The sequence below is a fragment of the Mucilaginibacter achroorhodeus genome (assembly GCF_007846095.1).
GTDB classification, from domain to species: Bacteria; Bacteroidota; Bacteroidia; order Sphingobacteriales; family Sphingobacteriaceae; genus Mucilaginibacter; species Mucilaginibacter achroorhodeus.
Genome location: NZ_VOEI01000002.1, coordinates 403,657 through 430,125, shown reverse-complemented (window position 1 = coordinate 430,125; position 26,469 = coordinate 403,657). Strand labels below are relative to the sequence as shown.

The following is a 26,469-nucleotide window of genomic DNA, read 5'->3' as shown; positions in this document are numbered from 1 at the left end:
CTTAAGCAAAAGACACAACAATGATCGCAGATACTTTCATACGACGCCCGGTAACAGCAATCGTAATATCACTGGTTATCCTGATAGTAGGGGTGCTGGCCATATTGAGCTTGCCTATTGGGCAATACCCGGAAATTACGCCGCCAACTGTACAGGTAACCGGTAACTACACCGGTGCAGATGCGTTAACCGTTGAGCAAACCGTTGCCACACCCGTAGAGGTGCAGGTGAACGGTACACCCGGCATGACCTACCTGCAAAGTAATAGTACCGGTAACGGCCAAATGAGCATGACCGTAAACTTTGAAGTAGGTACGGATATTAACATTGCAGCGCTTGATGTGCAGAATCGAGTTGGTATTGCGCAGCCCACCTTACCACAAGAGGTGCAGCGTTTAGGATTAACGGTGCGTAAACGTAACCCGAGTATCTTATTGCTTGTGGCGCTATATTCTCCTAACGGAACGCATGATGTTACTTTTACGGATAACTATGCCAACATATTTGTAAAAGATGCGCTGTTGCGTACCAAAGGCGTGGGTGACGTATTTACACGTGCTGATGACTTCAGTATGCGTATTTGGCTAAAGCCCGATAAACTTGCTGCTTTGGGCATGACGGCCGCCGATGTTACCAACGCTTTGCAAGAGCAAAATGCGCAGGTAGCTGCAGGTACCGTTGGTGCAACCCCGCAAACTAAAGGGCAAACTTTTGAATATACCGTATTGGTTAAAGGCCGTTTGGTAAAGCCCGAGGAGTTTGAGAATATAGTAGTTAAAACAGTGCCAAGCACAGGGGCGCTTGTTTACCTAAAAGATGTTGCCCGTGTGCAATTGGGTAAGTTTAATTACGCAGGTAACTCATTTATTGATGGCAAAAGGGCATCATACCTGTTGATTTACCAGGCACCAGGCAGCAACGCCATTGAAACGGCGGATAATGTAACCGCTACCATGGAGCAGCTTAAAAAAGCTTTCCCGGCTGATATTGCTTATGTGGTACCTTTTGAGTCAGTTACTGTGGTAAGGGTTTCCTTACACGAGGTAATTGAGACTTTGGTGATCGCATTAGGTTTGGTAATTGTGGTAGTGTTCTTATTCCTACAAAACTGGCGTACAACACTCATCCCGGTATTGGCTATTCCTGTATCCATCGTGGGTACATTTATTTTCTTCATCCCGTTAGGTTTTACCATTAATACACTTACGCTATTTGGTTTCGTGCTCGCCATCGGTATTGTGGTAGATGATGCCATTGTGGTGGTAGAAGCGGTGCAGCATAACATGGATGAGAACGGCATGAACCCTAAGGATGCTACTCATGAAGCCATGAAGGAGATTTCCGCACCGGTTATCGCTATCGCATTGATCTTAGCTGCGGTGTTTGTACCGGTAGGTTTTGTACCGGGCATTGTGGGCAGGCTTTATCAACAGTTTGCGATCACTATCGCTATTTCAGTATTGATCTCGGCTTTTGTGGCTTTATCACTTACGCCGGCTTTATGTACTTTGTTGCTTCGCCCGCACAAGATCGATGAAAATTCAGGTGGCCTGAATAAATTCTTCTATAAATTTAACAAGTGGTTTGACAGGGTTACAGGCCGTTACCGTAATGCGGTTGATAAAAGCATTAAAGGCTCGAAATACATCGTCATTGTGTTGATATGTATTATTGTGGGCACTGTACTTTTATTCAGAGGTAAATCTTCGGGCTTTATTCCTTTGGAAGATGAGGGACGTATCATTATAACTTATGACCTTCCTGAAGGTTCTGCTACGGAACGTACCGTGGACGTGTTGCACCGGATGATGAAACAGTTGGATAGTATTCCCGGTATCAATCACTATGCGGCATTAGGCGGTTTAAATGCGGTTAACTTTGCAACCAAATCAAATAGTGCCACCATATTTGTTCAGTTGAAACCATGGGACGAGCGTAAAACTCCTGAAACGCAAAAGGATTCGCTGATAAGTATCATGCAAAAGAAGCTTTCGCAAACTAAAGAAGCCAGCGTGGTAGTAATATCTCCGCCGGCCATTCCGGGTTTGGGTAACACCGGTGGTTTTTCGTTCATTTTGCAGGAAAAAGAGGCCGGAGGTGAGATCACTAACTTTGAAAAGGTATTGCAGAACTTTATTGGCGAGATCAATAAACGCCCCGAGATATCAAAAGCATTCTCGTTCTTTACTGCTCATACGCCTGCCTATCAGTTAACTATCGACCGCGAGAAGACCAAAAAGTTAGGTGTTCAACTTTCTGACGTAAACAACGCATTGCAAACTTATATGGGTAGTGCCTACGTTAACGACTTTACCATTTACGGCCGTAATTTTAGGGTGGTAACACAGGCAGATACCAACTACAGGACAAATATTGGTAACATTGGTCAATATTTTGTGCGCAATAACGCAGGGGCGATGGTTCCTTTAAGCACCCTTACTTCTTATAAGGTTATAGAGAATGCACCACTAATATCGCACTATAACCTTTTCCGCTCTGCGGAGATAAACGGTAACGCGGCACCAGGTTATAGTAGCGGTGACGCTATTAAGGCCTTGCAGGAAGTTGCCGCGCAAACCCTGCCGCAAGGTTATGGCTACGAATTTTCAGGCTTAAGCCGCGAGGAATTGTTATCAGGGTCTAAGACGGTTTACATCTTTATACTGTCAATAGTATTCGTGTTCTTATTCCTGGCTGCTTTATATGAGAGTTGGTCGGTACCATTCTCGGTTCTGTTGGCCGTACCACTTGGCGCATTCGGTGCGATTCTATTCCTATCATTTTGGCCAAAGCTAACTAACAACGTTTACGCACAGATAGGTTTGATCACGCTGATAGGTTTGGCAGCAAAGAACGCGATCCTGATTGTAGAGTTTGCTAAAGAACGTGTGGATAGAGGTATGGAACTTGAAAAAGCCACCTTGGAGGCTGTAAGGCTTCGTTTACGCCCTATCGTGATGACGTCACTTGCGTTCATACTTGGTGTTGTGCCGTTGTTGTTTGCATCAGGTGCGGGTGCGGAATCACGTAAGACTATCGGCTGGACGGTATTCGGCGGGATGCTTACCGCAACATCATTGGCAATATTCTTTGTGCCGGTGTTATACTACATCATCACCAAGTTTGCTTATGGTAAGGAGAAGCTTGCCGAACTTGAGAAAAACTACAAGCCGGATGCAAAACTGGATCACGAAGGCCAGCATGATTAACATTAATACAAGCCTCCCCAAAAAGGGAGGCTTTTTTATTAGTTTAGCGATAATGGCATGAAAAACAGATGAAAATAGCCACCCAGTTAGCGACTGTAATAGATTAGAGTATACACTGCCTGTCTATTTTCATAAACGAATTTGGTGTAAATTTTTATGGTTCTTTACAATGTCTTAAGAGCCTGTAATTAATATACAATTAACATGAACCAAATTGATAATCAGTATATATTGCTTTGTTGTAAGCTGTATAAATAGATTAAAAGCTCTGTGTACGGTGTTTTTAAAAACATTAATTGAGATGATATTGGCAAACTATTTGCGAAAGGGGCAATATCACATTTTAAAAATGTTAATCTAAAACAAATGACAATGAAAAAAATGACCAAAATTATAGCCGCAGCTTTTACAGCAGCAGCTCTATTTATCGGAACTAACGTAAACGCACAAACTACACCTAAAAGCGCATGGCGCCTTGGTATTGGTGTTGAAGGCTTAGCACCAGTAGGTAATTTACATAATGCCTCAAACTTTGGTTTGGGTGGTACCGCACGCTTACAATACGGATTGGGTTCTAACGTAGCATTAACTTTAACATCCGGTTACTATAACTTTTTCGGTAAAGAGATAGGTAATACAAGCGTAAATTATCCAGATCTTGGGATAGTACCAGTTAAAGCCGGTATCAAAGCATTTGTTTCTAATAACATTTACGTAGGTGCAGAAATAGGTGCCGGTTTTGAGACCCGTGACAATGGCAACACTAAATTGATTGCATCGCCGGGTATCGGCTGGGCAAGCAATAGCTGGGATATCGGTGCACGTTACGAAAACTTCTCTGGCCAAAACAATAATTACGGCACCATTGGTTTACGCGTAGCATACGGTTTCGCATTGTAATTAAAACAGCAAGAATCACAACAAAAAGAAGCCTTTCCATTTTGAAAGGCTTTCTTATTTGATGTTACAATTTTTTTCGAATCGTTTAAGCCAATTTAGCAAGTGCAGCCTTAATTCTTCTTATTGCTTCTACCAATTTATCTTCAGCCGCGGCATAAGATATACGTATAGATTTTTTATCACCGAAAGAATCACCACCCACGGTTGCAACGTGTGCTTCTTCTAAAAGGAAGATAGATAGCTCATCTGCATCGTTAATAACTTTACCATTGTGGCTTTTTCCGAAGAAAGATGTAACATTAGGGAAGAAGTAAAATGCTCCATCCGGTAAGTTAACTTCAACACCAGGAATTTCTTTTAGCAAGCCGTAAACAAGATCGCGGCGTTTCTGAAATTCATCGCGCATTTGGTGCACGGTTTCAAGGCCACCTTCGTAAGCTGCAACGCCGGCTTTTTGTGTGATGGAACATGTACCTGAGGTGATTTGCCCTTGCATCTTGTCAAAAGCAGCTGCAAATTCACTGTTTGATGCCGTATAGCCAATTCTCCAGCCGGTCATGGCAAATGCCTTAGACCACCCGTTGATGATCACCACACGGTCTTTTATGCTGTCAAACTGTGCGATAGATTCATGGCCGCCAATAAAGTTGATGTGCTCGTAGATCTCATCGCTTAAAACATAAACATGAGGGTTTTTCTCGAATACTTTGGCTAAACCTTCCAATTCATCTTTGCTGTAAACGCTGCCGGTAGGGTTGCACGGCGACGAGAACATAAACAATTTAGTTTTCGGTGTAATGGCAGCCTCTAATTGCTCAGGCGTTATTTTAAAATTAGTTTCAACAGTAGTATCAATAAAAACACTTACACCTTCCGCAAGTTTAACTACCTCTGAGTATGATACCCAGTAAGGCGTAGGTATAATAACTTCTTCGCCGGGGTTTACCAGGCAAAGCACAGCATTAGCTATAGCCTGTTTAGCACCTGTTGAAACTACAATTTGCGTATCAGTATAATCCAGGTTATTCTCATCCTTAAGCTTCTTTACAACAGCCTTGCGCAGGTCTGGGTAACCGGCAACCGGTGTATAGTATGTAAAGTTCTTATCCATGGCGGTTTTGGCAGCATCCTTAACATACTCAGGAGTATGAAAATCGGGTTCACCAAAGCTAAGGCTGATCACGTCTACACCTTTAGCGGCCAGTTCGCGGCCCATCTTTGCCATTTTAATGGTTTGAGATTCTGACAGGTTGTTTATCCTGTTACTTAATGCGCTCATATTATTTATGTTAGTGCGGCAAATATAAAAAATTACTTTGCCCGCAATCAAAGCGGGGTTATTATTATCAAATTCATAATTAATTTGCCATTGAAACTCACTGAAAACATTTAGCCAATTTTTAAATTATAGAAAGAGCAGGGCACTATTTTGCTTAAGTTTGCCCTCTATTTTAAAAGCAGGTTTTGAAACAGCAAAAACGCATCATCCTCGTCTCTTTGATCACCGGCATTGTGTTGATGGCCTCAAAGTTCAGCGCCTATTTACTTACCAACTCAAATTTTGTTTTAACGGATGCAGCCGAGAGTGTTGTAAACGTTGTGGCCAGCGGTTTTGCTTTTTATAGTATTTACCTTGCGTCTATTCCTCGCGACGAGAACCATCCTTACGGACACGGTAAAGTGGAGTTTTTCTCCGTATTTATAGAAGGTGCCTTAATAGGCATTGCAGGGATCATCATTATCCTAAAATCAGTATACAGCTTTTTTAACCCCGAAGAGATACACGATCTGTTACTTGGTGCTATTATAATTGGTAGTACCGGCCTCATCAACGGTTTGCTGGGGTACTATATGATACAAAAGGGTAAATCAATCCCATCTATTACCATAGAGGCTGATGGCCGACACTTGCTCACCGATACTGTTACCAGCGCAGGTTTGGTTGTAGGCTTATTGCTTATTTATTTTACCAAGATACTTTGGCTGGATAGCGCGCTGTCAATTTTGGTGGGCGGCTACATTGTTTTCACCGGTTACAAACTGGTGCGCCGTTCAGTTGCGGGTTTAATGGATGAGACCGATTTTGATGTGGTGAGCGAAGTGATAAAAGTGCTTAGCGAACAACGCCATGAAGAATGGATAGACATCCATAACCTGCGTGCGCAAAAGTACGGACATGAGCTGCACATAGATTGTCACTTGACTTTACCTAATTATTTTGACCTTAATCGTGTTCATGACGAAGTTAAATTGGTAGATAAAATGATAAATGAAAAGGCTGGCATACGTACGGAGTTCTTTATCCATACCGACCCATGCCTGCCTTATTGCTGCCACTATTGTAGCATGCCCAATTGCCCAATACGCACCGAGGCCAAGCGCGAAGATATCCCGTGGACCTTAGAGAATGTAATGCGAAACAAAAAACATTATGAGCAGTAAAGGATTTTTTAATGTACGGGTTTACGGCCTGCTGATTAATGATAACAATGAGTTACTGATAAGTGATGAGCAGGAGCAAGGCATGCGTTTTACAAAACTGCCCGGTGGAGGTTTAGAATACGGAGAAGGACTGATTGAAGGCCTTAAACGCGAATTTGTTGAGGAATGTAATACAGAAATAGAAGTAGTTAATCATTTCTATACGACTGATTTTTTTGTAAAATCGGCATTTAACGATTCGCAGATCATCAGTGTTTACTACATGGTCAAAGCAGTCTCCGATCTCCACTTTAGTATCAAAACTAACATTTTTGACTTTGACGGCGAAGGTGACGTTTTACAATCTTTCCGCTGGATAAAACTCAACGATCTACGGGTTGAGGATTTTACCTTTCCGATAGATCAGTACGTTGCCGAGTTGTTAATTAAAAGCCTATGAATTTAGCAGAACGCGACCTTGCGGTAATCTGGCATCCTTATACGCAAATGAAAACTGCCTTGCCACCTATACCTATAATTCGTGGTGAAGGAACTTGTGTTTTTGATGAGGATGGTAAACGTTATATTGATGCAGTATCATCCTGGTGGGTAAATATTCACGGTCATTCGCATCCTTACATTGCCAAAAAGGTTGCCGATCAATTATTAAAGCTGGAACACGTGATATTTGCCGGCTTTACACATCCCGGTGCAATAGAACTTGCCGAACGTTTATTAGCCATCCTTCCTGATACCCAAAAAAAAGCATTTTATTCAGATAACGGATCTACAGCAATTGAGGTAGCTATTAAAATGTGTCTCCAGTACTGGAATAATAAGGGACAGCAGCGGACGAAGATTTTGGCATTTAAAAATGCCTATCACGGCGATACCTTCGGTGCGATGTCTGTTAGCGGCAGGAGTGCTTTTACCGCTGCTTTTGATAGTTTGTTGTTTGAGGTAGAATTTATTGAGCTGCCGGATGATAATAATATTGATGATCTTAAAGTTCACATCTCAAATCTCAAATCTGACTTAGCTTGTTTCATCTTTGAACCGTTGGTGCAGGGATCAGCAGGTATGATCATGTATGAAGCCCGCCATCTTGAGGCGTTAATGGCACATTGCAAAGCAGAAGGGGTACTGCTGATAGATGATGAGGTGTTTACAGGGTTTGGCCGTACAGGTAAGCCGTTTGCATGTAACTACGTACAAACGCAGCCAGATATCATGTGCTTCTCTAAAGGACTTACCGGCGGCACCATGGCGTTCGGACTGACAACCTGTACACAGCAGATATACGATGCTTTTTTGTCTGATGATAAAATGAAGACGCTTTTTCACGGGCATTCCTATACGGCTAACCCGGTTGCCTGTGCTGCATCGCTGGCAAGTTTAGATCTGTTCCTTGATCCGGCTACGCAAAAGAACATAGACAGGATTGTAGAAAAGCATCGGGCATTTGCTGATAGAATTAATGCCCACCCACACATTGCCAACTACCGCCAAACCGGAACGATACTGGCTTTGGAGTGGGAAACGGGTGGCAATACATCTTACTTTAGCAACCTGCGCGACCGGCTATATCATTTCTTTTTGGATAAGGGCATCATCCTTCGTCCGTTGGGGAACATCATTTATATTTTACCTCCGTATTGCACAACTGATGATGAACTGGACTACATTTACGCCGCTATTGAAGAGGCGCTCGATACTATTTAAATTATGGAATTAGCTACTATACTACCTAAAATAATTGCCGATAACCAATTACATGCACGCTGGTTAAACACCCTATCATTAATGGAAAATACCGGTGCACGGAAAATATCAGCAAGCGAAGACCCGGTTACAGTTACCTACATTATTTTAAAACATGCTGCTGAAGAACACCGCCATGCTTTTTATTTGAAAAAACAGATTGAAAAGGCGGGACAAGGACTTTGCCCTACTTATGCGTTGGAGTATTTGATAGCACCTGCAGATAGTAAACATTACCTGCACCAGTTGGATATAGATGTGTGCCGGTATCTTAAAAAAGAATTAAGCCTTAATGGCGCAGAACTTCGCTTTGCAGCTTACTTATTGGTTACCTACGCCATTGAGGTCCGTGCCGATGAGCTTTACCCGGTTTACCAGGATGCGCTTGATGAAGCAGGCAGCAAAGTAAACGTTAAATCAATTATCCTGGAAGAGGAAGGTCACCTTGAAGAGATGATCAACCAGTTACAACATTTTTCGCCGCAATGGCAGCTTCACGCCCAAAAAGCAGTGGATATGGAAAGCGCTTTATTTGATAAGTGGGTGAAGGGATTGGCGAAGGAAGTGAATTAAGCTATCTGAATTTTTACCAGAGGAGCGGAGAACATTAAAACAAGAAAGCCACCGATATATCGGTGGCTTTCTTATTTATAGGTAGGCTTTGCGATTAATTACCGCCGCCACCCATTGATTTCAGATCATCAAGCGAAATCTTCTCGAAATCAGAAGGAATACCAAATGTACCTGCAGGCACTTTTTGCTCTACAATGCTTTTAACGGTTACTTCTGCAGATTGTCCGTTTTGGAAAGTAGAATACTGGATTGGTACACCACCTGCTTTAGCATAAATTTTAGAACCACCAGTTTGTGGGATAGTAACATCGTTAGTTACCCATATATCATACGTTTTTCCGCTTTTGGTATCTTTAGCAACCACTTTTTTGCAATTAAAGCCGTTGATAACTTTCTTTTCGGTACCTGGCGTAAAATCGAAAACAGGCAATTTAGCTTGCTCTTCCTCAACCTCGGCCGGGGTGGCAATAGCTGCCTTTTTGATGCTGGCTACAGGTACGTCAACCAAAATAGCCATTGATTTGGCATCTTTATCGGTCAAAACCTTAATAGACGCAGGACCCGCGTTGAAAGCAGTAGCGCTTGAATCGGCCCTGAAGTAAGATTTAATATCAACAGACTGGCCTTGCATGCTGGCGCCAATTGTGATAACGCCTTCTTTATATACCTTTTGGGCACTGGCGTTCATTGCGGTTGCAGAAAGCACAAGGCCCAATGCTGCAGTAAATAATTTACCTTTCATACTTTTAATTTGAGAATACAATTTAGTGTGTAATTAACTGAGTGCAAAATTTTTTATGATAATAATTAATTATCATTTTCAATTAGAGAGCAATAATAACGCTTTGTTACGCTTTAACGTAGTATATTTTTTGCCACTATTGTTTAAAAGGTCTATGTATCGGCTACTATTACTTCCATCAATAATAAGCGGTATATCAATCAAGCTGCTATCAACTGGCGTATTGTTACTTACATAAACGCCAGTTAAATGCATATTATTTGAAATAGACTTAAAACTCACGCTATCGTTTAACAACAGCAACTTTTTATCGAGGAACCATATCATGCCGGCTTTCTTCAGAAGAAAACTGTTGGCTAAATCTTTATTTAATCCTATTACTTGGTAATCAGTTATCTTCATACTGTCCAAACCCGGCTGTATGGCGTATTGAAAGCTCTTATCGGTCTCTAAAAGATCTGTCAGTACAATGCCTTTCCGTCCATGTTTAAAAACTATTCCTTGGTGTTTTCTGAGATTAAGAAACGCAACAAGGTTTGTTTTATCTGCAATGATCTTTTTAAATGAAAAGCTGCAGCATAATATAAGCAGGCAGGCTAACGAAGCGAATAACAGTCTTTTAATTTTATAATAGAAAAAGTAAAAGGCAATTAAAATAAGGATATTAAAAAGAACAAGCTCTGGTTTTGTTATCCAAATTTTACCGATGCTGGCATACGGCGTAAGTTCAATCACGTTGAGCATCTTGTTCATCAGAATGATAGATTTTTCCAATACATAGCCAAAGGCAGATGATATCACCGCCATTTGTGGAAGTAGAAGCAAGGCTAATCCCGCATACATGATGACAGCCACGGGAACGATAATGAGCAAGTTGCTGATAAGAAAGTAAACCGGGAATTGGTGTAAATAATAAGCGCTTAGCGGAAATGTGGCAACTTGGGCGGCTATAGATACCGAGCACGCCAGCCAAAGCTTATTTGCAAAATTATTTTTAAAGCTTAACCAGTTGTAAATGATCGGTTGAAAAACTACTAAACCGGCGACGGCGACGTATGATAATTGAAATCCAGTGAACTAATAATCTTATTATATTTGTAAATCAGTTAGTTAATAAAAAAATATTAACATTACTTTAACGATTTTAATCATATATTGAGACACTTTAAAGACACTAATGAAACCTTCAATAATTTTCAAGAACAAGAACGGGGGCAAAGAATGGTATGCTTACATCAAATATTCCGTAACAGAAGATGGTGTAAAAAAGGTCAAGTTGCAATCACTAAACATGAACTTTCCTTTATCTCAAATCCATTGGGGTGGAAAGAACGAAAAAGAAAAAGGCAAATTCGAGCTGTTAAGATTACAAGGCAAATACATTCGAGCTACCTTTGAAAATGCTGATGATGTGAACAACTTATTCAGTCTCCAATTAGACCGAGTGACTAACTTATCATATAGTTATGGTGTAATTACCAAATTCGATTTTCTTGGCTTTCTCGAAAAACAGATTGATGACTTATTTAAGAAGAAGAAATATGGTACCAGAGATAGTTATATTACTTTAAAAAAGGATCTCAATAACTTCTTAATCCAAACTAATCGAACAAGGATGCTTTTTCCAGACATCACTACCGAATTTGTAAACGACTTTAAAACCTACCTTGAAGGTACCAAGAACCTTAAAGCAAGTACTGTAAGTGTAAGGATGTATAAGTTCAAAGCTGTATATGAGAAAGCAATCAGTGATGATGTATACCTTCCATCTAAAAATGTTTTCTACAAAAAACAGTATAAAGCACCGAAAGCAAAGAAAGGCTTTCTATTGCCTCAAGAGGTAGAGCAACTGTTGATGTCCAAACCTTTGACCAATCCAGTACGCGGCCACTACCAGGAATTTGATGCCAATGGAAATATCATTCTTCAACCAATCGAGAAAGCAAGGCTAATGTTTATTACACAGATTTTCTCTAATGGTATGAGGGTGTCCGATATATTATTCCTTCGCTGGAATAATTTAGACTTTCGAGACAAGCATGCTCAGATAAAATATACAATGTACAAAACAGGTGAGGAAATGACTTTCAACCTTACAAATAATCTCATTTGGCTTTTGCAACATTTTGTAGATTCTGTCGACAGATTTGAGGATGAGAAAAGACCGGCAACAAAAATAACCTGTCCTAAATGTGAATCAGAAAATATTAAATCAGGTGGTAACTATAGTCATGGCAAAGGTGTTAGGCAAACCTTAAAATGCGCTGATTGCGCAAGGACGTTCCAAAACGTTCAAAGAACTGAAAAGAAGCCCGAGTTATTAACTAACTCACTCGCGATGGTTTTGAAAATGAACGCTAATCCAGTGGGTATGGGACATCCTTTTCAGCAACATGAACCTATTCCCATTAAAACAACATTGCTCAACCTATACGAGGAAACAGGGTTTGTTTACTTTGAAGAATTGAATAAAGAAATTTTAAAGTTTGAGAATTTCATTGAAAAAGGAACTCAAATAGATGCACTTGCATTTAGTGACCTTTATCGAAGCGGTAAGCTTGTGGTCACTGATGAAGAAACTGAAAAGATAGAGGCTGCTATTGAAAGCTTTAAGCGTGGTCGAAGATTAAGCATTAAAGCTATGATGGATGAATATTATGAGGATAAGTCGGAACATGCCTATACTTTGTTTGAATCACACAAAAACACTTACAAGAACTATTTGGCGAACTTAATAAGGGTGAGAGAACAATACATTAAATTAAAAAATGATTACTTAAAAGGCGTGTTTAAAAGATACTCAAACGAAAAGCCAAATTCATTTATATTTCAGATGCTCAAAGATACTGACTTCAAAAATGTTGATGGTAGAAATGACTTTCATAACATCTCCCCATACCAGTATTTAAAATACATGAATCAAAGTAAGAGATACAATGCTTTGTTGCAGAAAATAAGAACCCACTTTGATTTTAAAATTCCTATTTCAACACACACAGCCCGGTATACATTTACGTATTTGATGGTAGAAAAGAACTTTGATGTTTACACAATCAGTAGGCTACTGGGACATTCGTCAATTAGTATCACTGACAGATATTTACCACGTTTTTTAGCCCATAAAGCAAATCAAGCAATGTCTGACTTACATGATAGTTATGACCTTGGCAATATCAGAAAGAAAGATGCAGTTGAAGCGAAATCTGTGAAAGATTCGATAGATTATATAAAGGACTTCATGTAAATAACATGAAGTCCTTCTTAATTAACTAATCATTCTTTTCCATCGCACGGTGAAATGCCTCATTTCCATCGATATCACCATCCGCGTAAGTAGATTCCAAATAGTCTAGGAAATATTTGAGTTGCTTATCCGACGAGAGCTTTAATTGTACGGGGATGTAGGAGCAAGTAATCACATAGTTTTCTCCAGACAAACGTTCGCAAGAAAAAGTCGAATTGGATTCCACATTTCGAACTGAATAAAATAGTTCCGATAATTCGGGAGGATTGTCGTTATCAATTAGAGTCAACCATTCTTTGAAATCATAAATTGTTTTCATAATGAATATAGATTAATAATAAATGAATGTTAAAACTGCTTTGCGATAGTGCTTACAGCAGTGAAAGAAACATCAACATCAGAAGTGCAAAGCCATTTAAATATTGCGTTACGGCCAGTTGATATATTAAAATAGGCACGCGTGTAAAATGAATACTCTTGAAAAACAGCGTGTTACTTAAAAAGCTAAAAAGATTTTTGTTGAGTGTACTAAAAATAGGTACTTTTGCTATTAAAGATAAAAGGAAGAACCCCTGACAAGCTCAGGCTTTTTTACCTTTGACCCTGATAGGGGTGGCTTTTGAAGCCCATTGCCGTTCAGGAGTTCCCTCAGACCTTATTATCTTTTTAAGTCCTCCGAGAGTCAGAATCTTGGGGGACTTTATTGTCTATTGACAATACAAAAGTAATTAATAATTATTTATTATAAAACGAATCCGTTTTATCCAACTTAATTGGACAATTTTTTTGTCTATTCAAATATCTAATAATCAAATGGTTATATAAAAATAAAAAAGTAAAAATTTTTTATTTTTCTTGCATGTCATTTTTTCATTAGAAAATCCTACTGTTTAAAATAGTGTTTAAATAACTGACAATCAGCCATTTGTATTTTGAAAATGTATTTGCAAAATTCAATTTTTTTTGGACGGATTTTTCGATTTATGAATAATTCTTTCGAATTACGTCGAATTTCTTCCTGTTCGGACAGAAAATTCGATTTTCCAGTCACTGAAAATCAATTCAAATTTCCGAATAAATAATTCCGAAAGGAAATTGGACTGTCGTAATCCATTTCAAAGTCTCTGATTTGAAAATCGGACATTGAAATTTTGTCCAAAGACATAGATTCTTGAAGAAAATGAGTCTTGAGATTTAATATATATTACAGGACATATTCCCCTTTCGGAGTAGTATATTATTTTTTCAGAACCCAGTCAGACTTTGGCAGAGTTTTTTGAAAGGGCAGGACAATTTCTAAATATATAATGGTATGGAAAACAAGATATGTCATTATAGGAATTGCAATAAAGAACTCATCAACAAAAGACCACACGCTAAATATTGCTCAAGAGCTTGTAAATCTAATGAGGCAAAATATGTAAGGCGAAAGAAACTGTTTATTAAAAAGTATGCAGCAAAGCAAATGGATTTGATTGATGCTATCAAGCATTTAAAATCCTTATTGGTTTAAATCGTCCACGACTGGGTGTCGTGTACTTAACTTAAATACCAACATATTTGCTAACTATTTTAGTAATGTATAATTTTACTCTATGGCTAAGCGAACATTCAAGAAAATATGGCTTATAGTTGAGGACAATAAAGTGTTCGGTGAACATGGGTATGAAATGGTCAACATGTTTCGCAGAAGAGATTATGCCAATAAGATTTGTCAACAGCAAAATCAAAGGGCAAAGAGTGATTCCCAAATGTTATACAATCAAAATAAACCAGTGCCGGAGTATAAGCTACATGGCTATTACTTAGTACATGAGAGTTACTTTAATGATGAGAATAAATAGTATATAATATATCATTGGTACTGTTGCTCACATTTTAATCTCTTTATAGAATAATTGAAGATTAATACTAAAACTGGGTAAAGGGAGTGGATAAACTTAATATATACAGTATAAAAAATACTGTTATAATGCTTGTTACCTTACCTAATCAATTTAAGACTGCCATCAATAAGATGCCTTTTAACGTCACTGTGAAGAAAAATGCAATTAAAATCTATGCTGCTCTTTACAGCAAATCTCACCTGAAAAACTCCACCGGCTTCTTTCCTGTACCAAGTGCTTATTTAGCTGCTGTTAATAAAAGATATTATAAGATTCTTGACTACTTTGTCGAGCGCGGCCTAATCGATTATTATAAGAAGGCTTACACGGATGATAAAGATATATTCAACACGATTTATAGAAAATCCTACAACAAAGAATTAGGAATATGTGCTAAGTATCGATTCCTGGTTAATGTTGAAGTGGGTGATGAAGTAAATGTTGATATGGTCAGTAACAGAACCAATAGATGGTGGAACATTACTGAGAATAGTTTAATTGAAGCTGGCTTTGATGTCAAAATATCACGTGATGACTTTGGCAGACGCGTTTGGCATTCAGCCATTAGGAACTATAAAACAGACTTTCAAGGCTATTACACTATAGATTCTCAATGTTCTCAGCCTCGACTACTTTATAAATATTTCAAAGACAAAGGCATCAATGACCCGGAGTATATGAGGATATTTAATAATGAGTTAGACTTCTATTCGGAAGTGGCTAAGAAGTTAGATTTCACTGGTACCAAAGAAAGTAAGAGAGCAGATGCAAAGGATCTGTTTATGCATTGGATTAATGGTAACGGCTACGTACCTGACTTCGAAATACATAATCTTTTCCCTATTGCCTCTAAATATTTAAAGAGTATTAAGAAGGGTAACTACAAGAGTGGTGGTTCATTACTTCAACGAATAGAGAGCAAAATTTGGATAGATGATTTATTGACTAATATACCTTGTGATTTTGCGCTACCAGTACACGATTCCGTTATTGTAAAAGAGAAAGATGTTGATAGGGTATTAGAATATTGTAAAGCAAAATATCCTGAAATCAGGTTTAAAAAAGCACTACTGAAGTAGCCAAAGAAGGGTAATTTTTTTGTATTATTTTTTTGCGTATATTTATATAAATCTTAAAAATATGTGCGAAGAAGGACAACCAATCAGTACCGGTGGTTCGACCCTTACCAAGGGCGATACCTCAACTACTATAAAAAAATAGTAAAGACGGTATAGCAGAAAATAAAAATCAGTGGTGTAGCTAATGTCAATCTCATTGTATTTTCAAAGCATTTCCACCGATTTTTATTGACTGCTTCATTTGTGTTTATCCTATCTTGATAAGATTTAATCTCCTGAATCATCATAGATTTTAATCTATCCTCATCCTGTTTATTTTCATAGTACCAGTTATTAAGTAGATAATGCGGTTGGCTGCCCGCTAAACTGTATTGATGCCCGAATAGATTAGTTGATAGACTGTAAATTGTAAATAAATTATAGATACATACGATTCCTATTGTTCCAAGCATCTTGCCTGGCACTGGGTCAGAAGTCAAAGCTGTTATCATATAACTTATTTCAGATGTAGCTATTGCTAGCAAAACAGTCATTAAAATCGTACTTCTCGATAAAACTGATTCACCTGACCCTACAGATTCTGTCAGCAAACGTTCAGATTGACTAAAAATAAACTGTAGCTCCTCAAGAGTAGCTTGCTCCTCATTCTCTTTTTTGATTGTGATTTGGTTTGACATTCTCAAAGATAATGATGAAGTGTCGAGTATACCAGTATGTATTATATAATATATCATTGGTACTGTCGCTCACTAATAATTTAAAGGAGGGACAAATCAAAGGAGTTTATCAGGATATAGAATTTGAGTAGTGCCCATCAATCCATCTTCACACATATAAAAAATTATAAGGGAAGGACATTTTTTTAATATATAATAGAAAAACATCTGACATGACCGAAATAGAAAAAGTGAAATCATTTGCCCGAGAGTTGGACTTCATCGCTCTACCATCACCAGTAATTAAAAATCAATTCTATAGAGATGGTGACACTTACATCTATGTCACTAAAATATATGATAGGTCAAAGCGGTTCACAAGTGTTGATTGCTATACTCTTACAGCTCCACAGTATCGAGAAGTAATGATTGACCGATTAATTAGGGATTCCGTGGAGTCAAATCCGTTCCTTAACTTGGCTTAAATCAGCGATTTAAATATGAATAATACACCAAATACAGACATCGAAAGAGAAGCTTTTATCAAGCCAGTAACAACAAATAGCATCGTAAAGAGAACCGAAGATTACTTTTTTGTTACAAGAGTTGTAGACGTACTGGATGACATCTATTATTTAGTCGAAGGCGTTTCAGTACCAGCAAGCAGCTTTATCAATGACAGTATTCCAAAGAAGTGATTATTACTCACAGACTGAATTGACCAAGCTTCTTAAACTTAGTGTAAAAAAAGTGAAGTTGTTTTTAAAAGACAATAACATTCCCGTTATTGAAAGACCAGTCGAATTAGGTGATAGCAATAAAAAAGAGAATTTCACAGTTACAGCGCTTTATGTTTTGAAGTCAGATTTGGTTAACTTTATTGCATGAGTACAAATAATCCAAGTGACCCATTAGGGTTAGGAGCATTAGGTAGAACAGGTGAAAAAATTGTGGACTTCGGTATCGAAGGAGCAAAAGAGTTTTTAAAATTAACTTGCAAACCATTGCTTGAAGAATTTGGGCTAATGATAAGCACACCTATTAGATACCATCGTTTAGATAGTACTATCAAAATGCTTGAGAAGGCAAAAGGGAAAATGCAAATTGACCCATCAACTCAACAGCTCGTGATTGATACACGTGTAGCGTTTCAAATTGCAGAGAATGCTTCGCAAGTAAGTAATGATACTTTACTTGAAATGTGGGCTGGCCTATTTGCTTCATCTTGCGACCGTTATGAGGAAGATGAAAATATTTTTTTCATTGACATATTAAAGAGCTTAACCTCATCGCAAGTCAAATTACTCACCTACCTCTGTGAAAATACAGACAAAACAATCAACATTAATAGCATTGATGCCTCTCGCTTAGATGGTGTTGTTACAGCAGTAGAAAAGAAAATTGATTATGCCGAAGTATGTGCTATAATGGAAAGCAATAGCCGATTAAAAGTAGACACCGAACTGGACACGCTGGAGAACATGGGCTTGATAATGAAACCGCGAAATAATTCCCAGAATGTTCCTATATCGCAGTTGCTAAGAATGACTATGAGCGGTTATCCGGCTATACGGATATCGCTGAAAGCACTTCGGCTCTATATCAAGTGTCAAGGGTCAAAGCAAACACCATTTGAATACTTTATAATTGATGTCAACGATTATTATCATAACATTATAAAAGAGTACATTGATGTAGAACCATCAAAAACATTAGATTACATTAAAGATGTTGCTTATAGAGGTTCACAGTATAAAGGTGACATAGCTCATCATTCGGATGAGGATTTCGGTTCGATATTATCTATTACAAACGAGAGTTGGTATAATTTGCCAACCACCGTATTAAATGAGAGGTTAAGGCAATGGATAATTTATAGATACGTTGCTTGGGTTGGGAATAGGTTTAGAGTAACAGCAGGAGAAGAAAACTGGAGCTTTAATTATAAAGACGGTTTGATAAATAGAGATTAAATATAAAGACTGTAAAGCCCTTTACGAAAGTAAGGGGCTTTTTTTATGGTCTATAAAAAATCCACTCTTTCAAAAAGTATCTATCAGTACTGAATATATATTAATATGAAATCATCAAGAGATACTGATATGATATTGGCCATGAGCAAGTATCAACTCAACCACCCCGACCGCAAACAGCATGTTAAACAATACATGACCGACCGTGTCAACCAACTTCTGAAAGAAAAAGAAGTAGAAAACCCTACTGATATGAATGAAGAAAATAAAAGTGAATAGTGAAGATGTCTTTACACCAGTCGAGAAGCTGATGGACATGCTTGATACAGCCCAAAACGAATTTAATGAAGCTTTGAGTGATTTAGACATTATCACTCAATTATTAGAATTAGCTCATCCACAAGTAATCAAACCCTATATTAAAGAATTTCTTGAAGGGTTCCATATAGTTGAGACTGACCGATTAGCCCAGTGGATAGATAAAGTAATTCATGCTGTGTGTGAAGTCGAACTGTATGAAACTGCAGCCGACCTATTAAAAATAAAAGAGAAAGTATGTTAACCAAGCTAATCTTTGAAGCACTATTCATCAATTGGTTGATGATGTTGCCACCATATAGAAACTTAATATCGATTTTAAGACTGCCTGGCAAGCCCTTTTTATGTGAATACTGTCTAACATTCTGGCTGAACATTATTCTGTTGTGCGTGACCTGGGACATCACCACGTACAGCACACTGGCTGTTACAGCTCCGGTACTTACAGTCTTGGTTAAAAGAACCATAAATGCCCTACCAATATCATTGAATTAAAAAAAATCAAGAACATTAATGAATAACGAGAATGAAGCCTTAAAAAACAAAATCATAATTGAACTATATAATACTGGACGTATTGACAAACGTTACTTCGGCCAACTATCCAAATCAACTAAACCAGCGAACCAGTTAAAAAAATACATCGAGATCCAACTATTTAAAAATATGATGTATAAGCCTGATAGCGAATACCTCGATGATTGCTATCAAGAGCTGTTTCTACACCTTTACAAGATACCCACTGATAGATTTATCGAACTGTACAACTTAGGCAATAATGTCTTAATGAGCTACATTTTAAGAATCATCGTGCTTAGACTTTTTTCAGTTGATAAGAGAACGATGAACCCAAATCACTCTTTCGCTAAAGCCTTAAACTTTACATCAGTATTTAACAGAAATAACGCAATGATTAATCACATTGAAGTGATGTCTGATGAACCTGACTTTAATACCAATGAAAATGTGTTAGTGATTTATGATAGCCAAGAAACAATAGATGCCTTTGAATCAGATTACGGCTTTTCAGTTGAAGAACTATTCGACCACATGACACCGGAGCAACGATTCGTTTTCTATAAACTCACAGAGGGTTGTGCATTGGTTGAGCCATTTCAGAAGAAAAAAGGTAGAAAGTCTTTAGAAGAGATTGCTGTGAAGAATGAGCTTTTTAGAGATGTCAATGAGTTGAGAACATTTATCACCAATAAAAATGAAGCATTGAGGAAGGAATATAAATAATGAGCGATAAAGAATTTTATGATAGATTGAAAGTGTTAGAGTCAAAGATGGAACTGTTTAATACCAGTAAGGGTGGGACATTATCTATTGATGATGTCAACTTGATAAAATCGCTTTACCCAAAGCTGCAGGAGTTAGCCGGTGGACACATGAGTAGAACATTTAATTCGAGTTGCTCAACTTGTATCAGAGAAACGTTTCAGATATTGACCAGTGTGTTTTATAGACTTAAAGGGCAATTCCAATGTTGAGAAGTTTAAACAATGTGTAGAAGTTTGTTGTGCTAAATACTTTAGTATTTCGTAAATTAGTTATGTAGTATTAACAAAGCTACATGATATAATATGGTACGTAATGAACAAACCTCAAAACAGGTTGCTTCTTATGCAGCGGAGATTTTGGCAATGGATAAGCCACCTGGTGTGAGCATCGAACTTTGGTCTAAAATCAAATCAGTTGCTGCTTCGGCATTAACTCAAACACCAAACAAGCCACTATCCATGGCTGAACATTTGGCTGCAATGGCAGTAGTTAACAAGCAAATTGAAGATGCGAAAGCAGCTCGAAATGTTGCTATCTACAAGAAGATGTTTAACAAAGGATGATTGACTAAGTAACTTGAAGCATGAAAACTGAATAAAAGCCCTCGATGAATATTGAGGGCTTTGTTCATTCTCCTAATTCATAGTTTAGTTCCTCGGCATACATCGAGGGGTGAATAATAAACACGTCCTTCTCTGAATTTATCTCAACTTCAACGGTTACAGATTTACCTAAGAAATTTACATCGATAGCCTCATTAATATTTCGGGCTAAAATATCTTGAGCGGCCAGTAATGAATCCTTGTGATTGGTTTGCAATTCCTGTTCGTTGTATAAATCAGTCAGTATCTGTACTGTCTTTACATCTAAAATTTCGCCCTGCTCGTCAAGAATAGAATTAATTTTCAAATCAAGATTCGAAATTGCATGCTCGTGTTCTGAGATATTCTCTTTATTTAACAAGTAGCTTGTGAAGTCGTTGGTTAGGTTCATAGTTTTGAAAAGTAATCGTATAAATGATTGGTTTGATGGATAAACATATCCGCCAGTTCATAATCTTGCCAATCATCGGAATTATATTTTACTGTTTCTGGCAAGTCATCTAAAGCTAATGGCTCGACATAGACCCGTTGGTAAAAGTAATTAGATAGGTAAACATTATCTGATAGCTGGCTCGCTCTAATCTTAGCAAGTTCATTTTGATAGATTTGAAACCTGTCAGTGAATACGTATTGTAAAACATCGATGTGTAACAAGTCATCAGCATTTGGAACTAGCCTAATAAATTCTGACAAATAGAAATCAACGTTTTCTTTAGTCAACTCAACAATATCATTGTCTTTGATAACAATCCAGCCATAAACCAAACTGAATATATCTAATTCAACCTTACTGGGTTCATCGATTTTATCTAACCATCTTTCGAGTGGCGTTTCAGTATCAGCAATAAATTGTACAGCTTTAGTCAGCTTTGCTTTATCCATGTAGGTTTAGTGTTTCGGTAAAGCTAAATATAATTCTCAAAACATAATATATACCTGTAGGAGAACAGAATATTATGTTTCATAAGGGACAGCAAAAGACAGGTGGCCGAAAAAAAGGCACGAAAAATAAAACTACACAAGAGATACGTGATGCTATCCAATTAGTACTCTCTGATAAAGTTGACCAATTAGCAGAGGATTTAGCCAAAATGGATAAGTTTAAACAGTGGACAATTCTCAATGCTGTTGCCAAATATGTGCTACCAACATTAAATAAGAATGATGATACGGTAGAACATACTGGTGAAATCAATATCAACATAAGTTTCGAAGATATTGACCATAAAAATGATGCTGATGAATAATTGGATATCAGCATTAAACTACCAAGGCCACACGCTGGACAAAAAGCTGTTTTAGATAGTAAGGCACGTTTTAAAGTACTCTTATGTGGTAGACGTTGGGGCAAATCGTTAATCAGCCAAATCATATCGATACTTGGTGTTATTGAAGGAAAGCATGTTGCCTATGTAACTCCAACATATCAACTGGGTAGAATATTTTTTGCTGACGTTCTTAGAAGCATTCCAGTTGCTCTTATTAAATCGGCTAACAAGTCCGATTTGATTATCACGCTTAGAACTGGTGGAACACTTTCATTTCTTACTGGAGAGAGGTTAGACGCATTTCGCGGCAGGAAGTTTCACACTGTAATAATTGATGAAGCTGCTTACATTCCCGACCTTGAAAGTGCCTGGCTAAATTCTATCCGTCCGACCCTGACTGACTACAAGGGTAATGCTCTGTTCATCTCTACACCCCGAGGCAAAAACTATTTCTACACATTGTATCTCAAGGGGCTGAATGGTGAAAATGGTTATCAATCATTTCAATACTCAACTTATGATAACCCATTTATTGATAATGATGAGATAGATGCTGCGAAAGCATCTTTACCCGAGGCCGCTTTTCAACAAGAGTACTTAGCAATTCCAAACGCTAATAGCAATGCGGTCGTTGCTCTAAACCATATCGAAGCCAACACAATATCTACACTATCAACAAATCAAACCGTGGTGTATGGTATTGACATAGCGAAGTATTCAGATTACACCGTTATCACAGGGTTAGATGAATTGGGAGTGACCACATACTTTGAAAGATTTCAAAGAGATAATGAATTTACTAAGCAAAGAATTAAAGCTCTACCGCAACACATACTTAAAGTAATTGACAGTACACACGGATCCATCGGTGACGCTATCTATGAATCGTTGCAGCGTGAAGGAGTTGCAAATATTCAAGGATTTGAGTTCACAGGCCAGTCGAAGCCTAAGTTAATCACTGAAATGATATTGGATATTGAGAAAGGCAATTTGAAGTTCAATGACGTTACAGCCCGTGAACTTTCAATTTTCGAATATTTTTATTCGCGTACCGGTCATATAACTTATGGTAACACACCCGGTGGCCATGATGACTGTGTAATCTCATTAGCATTAGCTAATCGTGGCTTGAAACAAGTCCCAGCCAATGGTAACTTCTTATCAGGATTTGGCTTTGGTTAAATAATATATAGTAGAAATGATTAATGAAATGAGCCTGATTAACCGATTGCCTAAGTCCTATGATGAACTGAATCACAAAATATACTTCGATATTATCAACACTTTGCCGAGTGAAAAGCCTGATTGGATAGAAGATGATGAAGAATGGGGTAGTTACATACAATTCTCAATACTGTCTAAGCTACTGAATATCCCTGTTATCGATTTAGAACGGCTACCAGTCACTGAAATCATTCCATTGATGAATGGCATAGCTTATTTTAATAATGAGCCACAGCCTTCTAAAACCAGTTTAAAGGTTAAGGTGATTGATAGCCTGACTTATGATGAGTTTGTCAATTATCAGAAGTTAATGCCAAATCATTTAAATCACGTAACTGAGATAATGAAATTAGTAGTTGCAAATCGTAGTGAACAAGAAATTGAATCAATGAGCGTATCAGAGGTGTACGAGGGTTTTTTTATGCTGCAAACATCAACCAAGAAATCTTTGAGAACTTTTCAGATTTCTTTGGCCAAGCGATTAGTAAAGATGAGTCTGAAACAGATATGGAGAATGATATTGAAGCTGTTCAGCCGAAGTCATTAATCAGTGAGTTAAATAAATCACTTGAGGATGACTTCAATAAACGCTGGGGCTGGTTCGAAATAGCTAAAAATGTAGCTGACTACACACGGGAGACATTGTTTCAGACCATGCAAAGAAATGTGGCCGAGGTGCTGACACTGGCAACATTACTCAAAGAAAAGGTAGCGTTGATAGAATCAAAGTATAAAAAGTAATGGCAACAAATAGTTTATCATCAGCAAGAGCGCAGGCAAGACAAGACGCCCTATCCCAATTAGATTCACTTGGCTCTAATCGTAGTAGCTTTGAATTCCAAGATGTGTTTTCCACCATGGAAAATGACGCTGCCGCTTTTATCGAAAGAGTTAAAGCCAATATACAATCCGCTGATATGCCTGTTACTGGGAAGATTGAGGACTTGAAGTTACAAGTTACAGAAACGAGTATCAATATTATAGGTGAAGCTTATTTAATCTATCAAGATAAGGGTGTAAAGGGTGCCAAATCATCTACATTGGCACCAAATAGCCCGTTTAAATACACTGACAAGATGCCACCGGCTAATGTGTTTGAAGAATACATCAAACGCAAAAATATCAATCTTAGAAACGAAGAGAATTACGGTGGTAATCCATCACCATTTGATGATATGAAAGGGGATGATAAGGCTATTAAGTCAGCATCTTGGGCTATGGCGAAAAAAGTTTACAATGAAGGTTTTAAGCCTCAAGACATTTTTTCTAAAGAGCTACCCAAATTGGTCGAAGATTTATCAAAATCTGTGGCTGGGTTCACGGCTGATTTAATTACATCGGGCATTACAGATAGATACGGTACTGATATTTATAACAAGGCAATGGGTAGATAACTATCGAACTGTATTGTCGCGAATATCCTTTATGACACCGTTGAACTGACGGGCTTGCTCCCTTGCTTCTTCTAATGTTCCTACTTCCATTACGAAACCATAAGAGTTATAAATATAGTATCTATTGTTTTTGTCGGAATTTCTTGGCATGTATGGACCTTCGATATAATCCATCATTTGATGACGTAACTTGTTAATAGTAGCTATAAATGAATTAATCTTTTCTAATTCTTCATTTATAAAATTTGAGACAGCCTCAAAATTTCTGCTTGCGCCCCATTCCTCATCAAGTTTGTCTTTTTTGTTTTTCAAGTATTTGAGTTTGTGATTAATTTCAGCAACTCTCAAAAGTTCCCGCTGTTTAATAATAACCTTTTCTTCTAATACCAATTGGAGATAATGTTCTGAAATATCCTCGTAGTCAAATGCTTCGTCCAATTCAATGTCATAGCCTTTTTCATTAAGGTATTCAACTAAGACAAACATGTCTATATCTGAAAGCTTAGCAACTTCTTTAAGTGGGTAATATTTCATAATACTAATATCAGAAAAGTAAACTGAAACATAATATATAGAGTAAAGATGCTCTATAAATGATTACGCTCATTCAGCAACCTCAGCTATTTGTACCAGTTCAAAGCCCAGTGATATTTCAACTTCAATCAGATAATTCTAACATCTTGTATTTTGAAGTTAAGGTAATGACAGCCTCTGAAATGTTGCTTGCTAATCAACGATACCAGGTCTTTCCAAATCAACCGAAGAAAACATCATTTGACCTTTCATCTATATTATCAAATCAGACTGATTATTATTTAGACGTTTCTTTAAATTTAATCGAGCCGGCTACAGAAATTCTTAAAGATTTCAAGTTAATCATTACAGAAAAAGTAGTAAGTGGCAATGATATTATCAATGGCGCAGCATTTGAGACTGATGTGTATTATATATGGAACGGCAGTTTAAATAACACCCAGTACAACCATTACGACTACAATAACTTCGTTTTGCAAGCCTTTTCGGGCGCAACTAACTCATTATTTCTTACCGATAAGCCTAACTACTCAAAAGTTCATTATCATTCAACAGAGCTGCTATATGTCTTGAATAAAGACTTACCGTCCTTTGTCTTGACCTTGAAGTTATATGATAGAAATAATCATTACATAGGTAACTATGGGCTAACGTATTCGAACTACACAACTGCATTCCGAATCAATGCATCACCTTTAGCATTGGCTACCTATTTCAACATTGATTTCAAACCAGTGAAATATTTCACCTTGCAATTATTAGACGTTAACGGGGTACAGAAAACAAAGTTAAGATTCTATCAATATGAACAGTTGAAGTGTCAGGATGAGCCAGTCATTTTAGTTCATGCTAATGCTAAAGGTGGATATGATTCTTGTTACTTCATAAATCCGAAAGAAGCGATTAACGTTAGCAAGACTACAATGACGAAATCATCATTCGGTTTCAATGATAGTGGCTTATACAGTAACATCAATAATAACATCTTCAATTCTGAAAAGAGAACTATTACCGTTAATACCGAATCAACTTTTACAGTTGTTAGCCAACCGTTAAACGATGTTGATTCAAGGTATTTGAAGCAATTATTTATGTCTCCCGAAGTGTATGTCAAACTATCAGACGGCACTTACCAGCCAATAAGTATCAATAACACTTCTTATGAAGTGGGTAAGGTGAGACTAAGCAATGGATTGATAAGGCAAACAATACAATTTACTGCCCCAACAGGTATAGATATTGTCAATTATGCACCATTAAATGATGATTTCTTACCGCCAAACATACCTTACGTTGAAGTAGATAGCTATTGTTATAGTGATACTGATTTCCCAACCTTTGGCTACTTAGAAATAGATGCCAATGGAGATGCAAATGTCGAAGATGGCATCTGATAAAATT

Annotated in this window: 28 protein-coding genes and 1 pseudogene; 21 read left to right on the top strand and 8 right to left on the bottom strand. The window is 37.7% G+C overall.

Annotated features, from left to right (window positions below; translation table 11 throughout):
* Positions 1–20 precede the first annotated feature (20 nt).
* Positions 21–3,209, top strand: coding sequence for an efflux RND transporter permease subunit (locus tag FPZ42_RS07825; RefSeq protein WP_146270061.1), 3,189 nt, complete (start codon positions 21–23; stop codon positions 3,207–3,209).
* A gap of 366 nt (positions 3,210–3,575) precedes the next feature.
* Positions 3,576–4,109 (top strand): hypothetical protein, encoded by a 534-nt coding sequence (locus FPZ42_RS07820; RefSeq protein ID WP_146270059.1) that lies wholly within the window; start codon positions 3,576–3,578, stop codon positions 4,107–4,109.
* An 85-nt stretch (positions 4,110–4,194) separates the two neighbouring features.
* Here FPZ42_RS07820 and FPZ42_RS07815 read toward each other — a convergent pair whose 3' ends face one another.
* Positions 4,195–5,388: a pyridoxal phosphate-dependent aminotransferase gene (locus FPZ42_RS07815; RefSeq protein ID WP_186458718.1), complete on the bottom strand. Its 1,194-nt coding sequence runs from the start codon at positions 5,386–5,388 to the stop codon at positions 4,195–4,197.
* 185 nt (positions 5,389–5,573) lie between these two features.
* Here FPZ42_RS07815 and FPZ42_RS07810 point away from each other — a divergent pair, with 185 nt between their 5' ends.
* The 4 genes from FPZ42_RS07810 to FPZ42_RS07795 are packed head-to-tail and all read left to right on the top strand — an operon-like array spanning position 5,574 to position 8,864.
* Complete coding sequence (locus FPZ42_RS07810) at positions 5,574–6,551, top strand: cation diffusion facilitator family transporter (RefSeq protein WP_146270057.1); 978 nt, start codon at positions 5,574–5,576, stop codon at positions 6,549–6,551.
* Complete coding sequence (locus FPZ42_RS07805) at positions 6,541–6,990, top strand: NUDIX domain-containing protein (protein WP_146270055.1); 450 nt, start codon at positions 6,541–6,543, stop codon at positions 6,988–6,990. Before FPZ42_RS07810 ends, FPZ42_RS07805 begins: the two co-directional genes overlap by 11 nt.
* Entirely contained in the window at positions 6,987–8,252 is a 1,266-nt protein-coding gene (gene bioA, locus FPZ42_RS07800; RefSeq protein WP_146270053.1) for an adenosylmethionine--8-amino-7-oxononanoate transaminase, read from the top strand. The genes FPZ42_RS07805 and bioA overlap by 4 nt, the downstream gene beginning before the upstream one ends.
* A 3-nt stretch (positions 8,253–8,255) precedes the next feature.
* Positions 8,256–8,864: a hypothetical protein gene (locus FPZ42_RS07795; protein WP_146270051.1), complete on the top strand. Its 609-nt coding sequence runs from the start codon at positions 8,256–8,258 to the stop codon at positions 8,862–8,864.
* Between the two features lie 94 nt (positions 8,865–8,958).
* Here the strand turns inward: FPZ42_RS07795 and FPZ42_RS07790 are convergent, their stop codons facing one another.
* Positions 8,959–9,606 (bottom strand): hypothetical protein, encoded by a 648-nt coding sequence (locus tag FPZ42_RS07790; protein WP_146270050.1) that lies wholly within the window; start codon positions 9,604–9,606, stop codon positions 8,959–8,961.
* A 78-nt stretch (positions 9,607–9,684) separates the two neighbouring features.
* Positions 9,685–10,665, bottom strand: a pseudogene (locus tag FPZ42_RS07785) (ComEC/Rec2 family competence protein); the annotation flags it as partial.
* Positions 10,666–10,783: 118 nt separating this feature from the next.
* Between FPZ42_RS07785 and FPZ42_RS07780 the strand changes: the two are divergent.
* On the top strand, positions 10,784–12,850 hold the full coding sequence (locus FPZ42_RS07780; RefSeq protein ID WP_146270046.1) for a tyrosine-type recombinase/integrase: 2,067 nt from the start codon (positions 10,784–10,786) through the stop codon (positions 12,848–12,850).
* Positions 12,851–12,875: 25 nt separating this feature from the next.
* On the opposite strand, the gene FPZ42_RS07775 is transcribed toward FPZ42_RS07780, so the two are convergent.
* Positions 12,876–13,169 (bottom strand): hypothetical protein, encoded by a 294-nt coding sequence (locus FPZ42_RS07775; RefSeq protein ID WP_146270044.1) that lies wholly within the window; start codon positions 13,167–13,169, stop codon positions 12,876–12,878.
* 1,653 nt (positions 13,170–14,822) lie between these two features.
* On the opposite strand from FPZ42_RS07775, the gene FPZ42_RS07765 reads away from it, so the two are divergent.
* Positions 14,823–15,815, top strand: a complete 993-nt coding sequence (locus tag FPZ42_RS07765) for a hypothetical protein (protein ID WP_146270040.1) — start codon at positions 14,823–14,825, stop codon at positions 15,813–15,815.
* A gap of 128 nt (positions 15,816–15,943) precedes the next feature.
* On the opposite strand, the gene FPZ42_RS07760 is transcribed toward FPZ42_RS07765, so the two are convergent.
* Entirely contained in the window at positions 15,944–16,492 is a 549-nt protein-coding gene (locus FPZ42_RS07760) for a hypothetical protein (RefSeq protein WP_146270038.1), read from the bottom strand.
* Positions 16,493–16,971: 479 nt separating this feature from the next.
* Between FPZ42_RS07760 and FPZ42_RS07755 the strand changes: the two genes are divergently transcribed.
* The 7 genes from FPZ42_RS07755 to FPZ42_RS07735 all read left to right on the top strand — a co-directional run bounded on the left by FPZ42_RS07755 (position 16,972) and on the right by FPZ42_RS07735 (position 20,609).
* A complete protein-coding gene (locus FPZ42_RS07755) occupies positions 16,972–17,169 on the top strand; it encodes a hypothetical protein (RefSeq protein WP_146270036.1) in 198 nt (65 codons plus the stop codon).
* Positions 17,147–17,359: a hypothetical protein gene (locus tag FPZ42_RS19180; RefSeq protein WP_186458717.1), complete on the top strand. Its 213-nt coding sequence runs from the start codon at positions 17,147–17,149 to the stop codon at positions 17,357–17,359. Before FPZ42_RS07755 ends, FPZ42_RS19180 begins: the two co-directional genes overlap by 23 nt.
* Positions 17,356–18,444, top strand: a complete 1,089-nt coding sequence (locus tag FPZ42_RS07750; protein ID WP_146270034.1) for an Abi-alpha family protein — start codon at positions 17,356–17,358, stop codon at positions 18,442–18,444. The genes FPZ42_RS19180 and FPZ42_RS07750 overlap by 4 nt, the downstream gene beginning before the upstream one ends.
* 105 nt (positions 18,445–18,549) lie before the next feature.
* Positions 18,550–18,723 (top strand): hypothetical protein, encoded by a 174-nt coding sequence (locus FPZ42_RS19175; protein WP_186458716.1) that lies wholly within the window; start codon positions 18,550–18,552, stop codon positions 18,721–18,723.
* Positions 18,701–19,006 (top strand): hypothetical protein, encoded by a 306-nt coding sequence (locus tag FPZ42_RS07745; protein ID WP_146270032.1) that lies wholly within the window; start codon positions 18,701–18,703, stop codon positions 19,004–19,006. The genes FPZ42_RS19175 and FPZ42_RS07745 overlap by 23 nt, the downstream gene beginning before the upstream one ends.
* A gap of 269 nt (positions 19,007–19,275) precedes the next feature.
* Complete coding sequence (locus tag FPZ42_RS07740; RefSeq protein WP_146270030.1) at positions 19,276–20,004, top strand: hypothetical protein; 729 nt, start codon at positions 19,276–19,278, stop codon at positions 20,002–20,004.
* 344 nt (positions 20,005–20,348) lie between these two features.
* Positions 20,349–20,609, top strand: coding sequence for a hypothetical protein (locus tag FPZ42_RS07735; protein ID WP_146270028.1), 261 nt, complete (start codon positions 20,349–20,351; stop codon positions 20,607–20,609).
* A gap of 64 nt (positions 20,610–20,673) precedes the next feature.
* Here FPZ42_RS07735 and FPZ42_RS07730 read toward each other — a convergent pair whose 3' ends face one another.
* Both FPZ42_RS07730 and FPZ42_RS07725 read right to left on the bottom strand, forming a co-directional pair.
* Positions 20,674–20,955, bottom strand: a complete 282-nt coding sequence (locus tag FPZ42_RS07730; RefSeq protein ID WP_146270026.1) for a hypothetical protein — start codon at positions 20,953–20,955, stop codon at positions 20,674–20,676.
* A gap of 80 nt (positions 20,956–21,035) precedes the next feature.
* Positions 21,036–21,530: a hypothetical protein gene (locus FPZ42_RS07725; protein WP_146270025.1), complete on the bottom strand. Its 495-nt coding sequence runs from the start codon at positions 21,528–21,530 to the stop codon at positions 21,036–21,038.
* A gap of 74 nt (positions 21,531–21,604) precedes the next feature.
* Between FPZ42_RS07725 and FPZ42_RS07720 the strand changes: the two genes are divergently transcribed.
* From FPZ42_RS07720 to FPZ42_RS07700, 5 genes are read left to right on the top strand one after another with little or no spacing between them, the layout of a single operon-like run.
* Positions 21,605–21,895, top strand: a complete 291-nt coding sequence (locus tag FPZ42_RS07720) for a hypothetical protein (RefSeq protein WP_146270023.1) — start codon at positions 21,605–21,607, stop codon at positions 21,893–21,895.
* Complete coding sequence (locus tag FPZ42_RS07715; protein WP_146270021.1) at positions 21,896–23,098, top strand: terminase large subunit domain-containing protein; 1,203 nt, start codon at positions 21,896–21,898, stop codon at positions 23,096–23,098. It abuts the gene before it with no gap.
* Between the two features lie 28 nt (positions 23,099–23,126).
* Positions 23,127–23,687, top strand: a complete 561-nt coding sequence (locus FPZ42_RS07710; protein ID WP_146270019.1) for a hypothetical protein — start codon at positions 23,127–23,129, stop codon at positions 23,685–23,687.
* On the top strand, positions 23,648–23,881 hold the full coding sequence (locus FPZ42_RS07705) for a hypothetical protein (protein ID WP_146270017.1): 234 nt from the start codon (positions 23,648–23,650) through the stop codon (positions 23,879–23,881). Before FPZ42_RS07710 ends, FPZ42_RS07705 begins: the two co-directional genes overlap by 40 nt.
* The gene (locus FPZ42_RS07700) at positions 23,881–24,534 is read left to right on the top strand and encodes a hypothetical protein (RefSeq protein WP_146270015.1); all 654 of its coding nucleotides are present in this window, start codon (positions 23,881–23,883) and stop codon (positions 24,532–24,534) included. Before FPZ42_RS07705 ends, FPZ42_RS07700 begins: the two co-directional genes overlap by 1 nt.
* Here FPZ42_RS07700 and FPZ42_RS07695 read toward each other — a convergent pair whose 3' ends face one another.
* Positions 24,535–25,068, bottom strand: coding sequence for a hypothetical protein (locus tag FPZ42_RS07695; protein WP_146270013.1), 534 nt, complete (start codon positions 25,066–25,068; stop codon positions 24,535–24,537).
* A 59-nt stretch (positions 25,069–25,127) separates the two neighbouring features.
* Here FPZ42_RS07695 and FPZ42_RS07690 point away from each other — a divergent pair, with 59 nt between their 5' ends.
* Complete coding sequence (locus tag FPZ42_RS07690; RefSeq protein WP_146270011.1) at positions 25,128–26,462, top strand: hypothetical protein; 1,335 nt, start codon at positions 25,128–25,130, stop codon at positions 26,460–26,462.
* Positions 26,463–26,469 lie beyond the last annotated feature (7 nt).

Bases quoted from the DNA above. Each gene is read 5' to 3' on its own strand.
- FPZ42_RS07690 (WP_146270011.1), top strand. From the start codon at position 25,128: ATGATTACGCTCATTCAGCAACCTCAGCTATTTGTACCAGTTCAAAGC.
- FPZ42_RS07705 (WP_146270017.1), top strand. From the start codon at position 23,648: ATGGAGAATGATATTGAAGCTGTTCAGCCGAAGTCATTAATCAGTGAG.
- FPZ42_RS07700 (WP_146270015.1), top strand. From the start codon at position 23,881: ATGGCAACAAATAGTTTATCATCAGCAAGAGCGCAGGCAAGACAAGAC.
- FPZ42_RS07695 (WP_146270013.1), bottom strand. From the start codon at position 25,068: ATGAAATATTACCCACTTAAAGAAGTTGCTAAGCTTTCAGATATAGAC.
- FPZ42_RS07825 (WP_146270061.1), top strand. From the start codon at position 21: ATGATCGCAGATACTTTCATACGACGCCCGGTAACAGCAATCGTAATA.
- bioA (WP_146270053.1), top strand. From the start codon at position 6,987: ATGAATTTAGCAGAACGCGACCTTGCGGTAATCTGGCATCCTTATACG.
- FPZ42_RS07745 (WP_146270032.1), top strand. From the start codon at position 18,701: ATGAAGAAAATAAAAGTGAATAGTGAAGATGTCTTTACACCAGTCGAG.
- FPZ42_RS07710 (WP_146270019.1), top strand. From the start codon at position 23,127: ATGAGCCTGATTAACCGATTGCCTAAGTCCTATGATGAACTGAATCAC.
- FPZ42_RS07740 (WP_146270030.1), top strand. From the start codon at position 19,276: ATGAATAACGAGAATGAAGCCTTAAAAAACAAAATCATAATTGAACTA.
- FPZ42_RS07820 (WP_146270059.1), top strand. From the start codon at position 3,576: ATGACAATGAAAAAAATGACCAAAATTATAGCCGCAGCTTTTACAGCA.
- FPZ42_RS07725 (WP_146270025.1), bottom strand. From the start codon at position 21,530: ATGGATAAAGCAAAGCTGACTAAAGCTGTACAATTTATTGCTGATACT.
- FPZ42_RS19180 (WP_186458717.1), top strand. From the start codon at position 17,147: ATGACAGTATTCCAAAGAAGTGATTATTACTCACAGACTGAATTGACC.
- FPZ42_RS07720 (WP_146270023.1), top strand. From the start codon at position 21,605: ATGTTTCATAAGGGACAGCAAAAGACAGGTGGCCGAAAAAAAGGCACG.
- FPZ42_RS07775 (WP_146270044.1), bottom strand. From the start codon at position 13,169: ATGAAAACAATTTATGATTTCAAAGAATGGTTGACTCTAATTGATAAC.
- FPZ42_RS19175 (WP_186458716.1), top strand. From the start codon at position 18,550: ATGAAATCATCAAGAGATACTGATATGATATTGGCCATGAGCAAGTAT.
- FPZ42_RS07755 (WP_146270036.1), top strand. From the start codon at position 16,972: ATGAATAATACACCAAATACAGACATCGAAAGAGAAGCTTTTATCAAG.
- FPZ42_RS07815 (WP_186458718.1), bottom strand. From the start codon at position 5,388: ATGAGCGCATTAAGTAACAGGATAAACAACCTGTCAGAATCTCAAACC.
- FPZ42_RS07805 (WP_146270055.1), top strand. From the start codon at position 6,541: ATGAGCAGTAAAGGATTTTTTAATGTACGGGTTTACGGCCTGCTGATT.
- FPZ42_RS07735 (WP_146270028.1), top strand. From the start codon at position 20,349: ATGGTACGTAATGAACAAACCTCAAAACAGGTTGCTTCTTATGCAGCG.
- FPZ42_RS07795 (WP_146270051.1), top strand. From the start codon at position 8,256: ATGGAATTAGCTACTATACTACCTAAAATAATTGCCGATAACCAATTA.
- FPZ42_RS07765 (WP_146270040.1), top strand. From the start codon at position 14,823: ATGCTTGTTACCTTACCTAATCAATTTAAGACTGCCATCAATAAGATG.
- FPZ42_RS07760 (WP_146270038.1), bottom strand. From the start codon at position 16,492: ATGTCAAACCAAATCACAATCAAAAAAGAGAATGAGGAGCAAGCTACT.
- FPZ42_RS07750 (WP_146270034.1), top strand. From the start codon at position 17,356: ATGAGTACAAATAATCCAAGTGACCCATTAGGGTTAGGAGCATTAGGT.
- FPZ42_RS07790 (WP_146270050.1), bottom strand. From the start codon at position 9,606: ATGAAAGGTAAATTATTTACTGCAGCATTGGGCCTTGTGCTTTCTGCA.
- FPZ42_RS07780 (WP_146270046.1), top strand. From the start codon at position 10,784: ATGAAACCTTCAATAATTTTCAAGAACAAGAACGGGGGCAAAGAATGG.